Source organism: Polaromonas sp. (genome assembly GCF_041689105.1).
Taxonomy (GTDB): domain Bacteria; phylum Pseudomonadota; class Gammaproteobacteria; order Burkholderiales; family Burkholderiaceae_C; genus Polaromonas.
This window is the reverse complement of sequence record NZ_JBDNGU010000120.1, coordinates 1-1,712: the sequence shown is the minus strand read 5'-3', so window position 1 is coordinate 1,712 and position 1,712 is coordinate 1. Positions and strand designations below refer to the sequence as shown.

Genomic DNA, 1,712 nt, shown 5'->3' with positions numbered 1-1,712 from the left:
GCCTGCCAAACTTCCCACCGCCGCGTGGATCAATCCACCACCAAAAAAGGAAACCGAAGCCGAAATTCCAACCGAAACACTACACCCTGCTCAGTAAATATATGTTCAACGGTGATGCAAAGTCATTGACACGTTCCGTTCAGCGTAGCCTTAAGATTGGGTAGCCATCCTGATAGCCCGACGGGGCCACGCTGGCGTGCAGTGCCTCCAGCCAACGGTTGATGCACAGCAGGCACCAGCGGTCGTCGGCGCGCAGACCGACAAAGCGATATTCGGACCGGGGTGTAGCCAGAGCATTTCCTCGCTGTAGCGCATAGGCCAAGCCTGTAAGGCAGTGCATAAAACATTGAGGGCTGACATGACCAACTCGCTTTTTGGCGCCGGTGCAAAAGACCCGCGCCCACACTGACCGACCGTCTTCCAGCAAAATCCGTACTGCATAAGCCGCCACAGTAGCAAGAGACATTTTCATACACAGTTATTCAGGACACCCCATGGACGAAGACGAACGCTGCTGCGGAACCGGCACCTGCCTCATCAACGGCGAAGGGCTGTGCTGGTGTGGCCAACAGTGGAACGGCACCACCATGTGCCGCTCCGCCGCGCCCGAGGCTCCAGCGCCTGAACACCTCAGACCTGACGCCGCCGCAGCACAAAGAGACGCTCCATGAGCGCCCCCGCCAAGTAAGCACTGCCCCAGCCTCCCGGGGAGGTCCGTTGGGGCTACGCTGATTTTTTGCCTTGGAAGCCTTGATAGCAGTAGCGTGGCCGGCCCCCGGGCCTGCCTGGCCCAGGCAGCGCATGCGCTGTTGGTGGGTAGTGTGGCTGCATGATCGAAGTTATTTTTCAGCAGCAATTCCGAAAATTCGGTTAATCGTCCACCAAGGTAATCGGCGACAGGGAGCAATTCAATGAACTTAAATGAAGACTACAGCCAACGGATTGTTCTCGATCATCATGATCTTGATTGGGTTGGAAGTCCACAGACTGGCGTAGAGCGCCGTATGCTCGATCGTATCGGAGGAGAGGTTGCGAAAGCCACTTCGATCGTGCGTTATCAATCGGGCTCAAGGTTCGAGTCGCACACGCATGAATTTGGTGAAGAGATACTGGTGCTCCAAGGCGTATTGAGTGACGAAAACGGAGAGTACCCAGCGGGGACTTACATGATGAACCCTCCCGGTTCATCACACGCCCCACGCAGCGATTCTGGTTGTGTTCTTTTTGTAAAGCTCAGACATCTGGGTACTGATCAACAGCAAAGAGAAGTCATCGACACCCGAACTGCAGACTGGTACCAGGGAATGGTGCCGGGCCTCACCGTGATGCCATTAATGAGGCAAGGTCTGGGCTCCACGCTGGTTCGATGGGCGCCACAAACTTACTTCAACCCACACAGGCATTTTGGCGGTGAAGAGATTTTTGTTGTGGATGGCGTTTTTGAAGATGAGTACGGGCGCTACCCGAGCGGCTCATGGATTAGAAGTCCGCACATGAGCATGCACAAACCTTTCAGTGAAGAAGGCTGCACGATCTTCGTGAAAACTGGACATTTGTTGGACAACTAGTATATCAACACGCAAGATTCGAAACATAATGATGCCCTAGCTTTCGATCTGCATCTTGCCGTGGGAACGTCCACTCAATGGTTTTCCGGGACTCATTTTGATCGCGTTGCCACGCGGCGACTTCGTGTTCAAGCAATCCCCGAT

At 54.6% G+C, this 1,712-nt stretch carries 3 protein-coding genes; 2 read left to right on the top strand and 1 reads right to left on the bottom strand.

What is annotated here, in order from left to right; all coding sequences use genetic code 11:
• Positions 1-139: 139 nt before the first annotated feature.
• Positions 140-472 (bottom strand): DUF2237 family protein, encoded by a 333-nt coding sequence (locus tag ACESMT_RS13415; protein ID WP_372827098.1) that lies wholly within the window; start codon positions 470-472, stop codon positions 140-142.
• A gap of 22 nt (positions 473-494) precedes the next feature.
• Between ACESMT_RS13415 and ACESMT_RS13410 the strand changes: the two genes are divergently transcribed.
• Complete coding sequence (locus ACESMT_RS13410) at positions 495-671, top strand: hypothetical protein (RefSeq protein WP_372827097.1); 177 nt, start codon at positions 495-497, stop codon at positions 669-671.
• Between the two features lie 240 nt (positions 672-911).
• The gene (locus ACESMT_RS13405; protein ID WP_372827096.1) at positions 912-1,568 is read left to right on the top strand and encodes a cupin domain-containing protein; all 657 of its coding nucleotides are present in this window, start codon (positions 912-914) and stop codon (positions 1,566-1,568) included.
• The last annotated feature ends 144 nt before the right edge of the window (positions 1,569-1,712 follow it).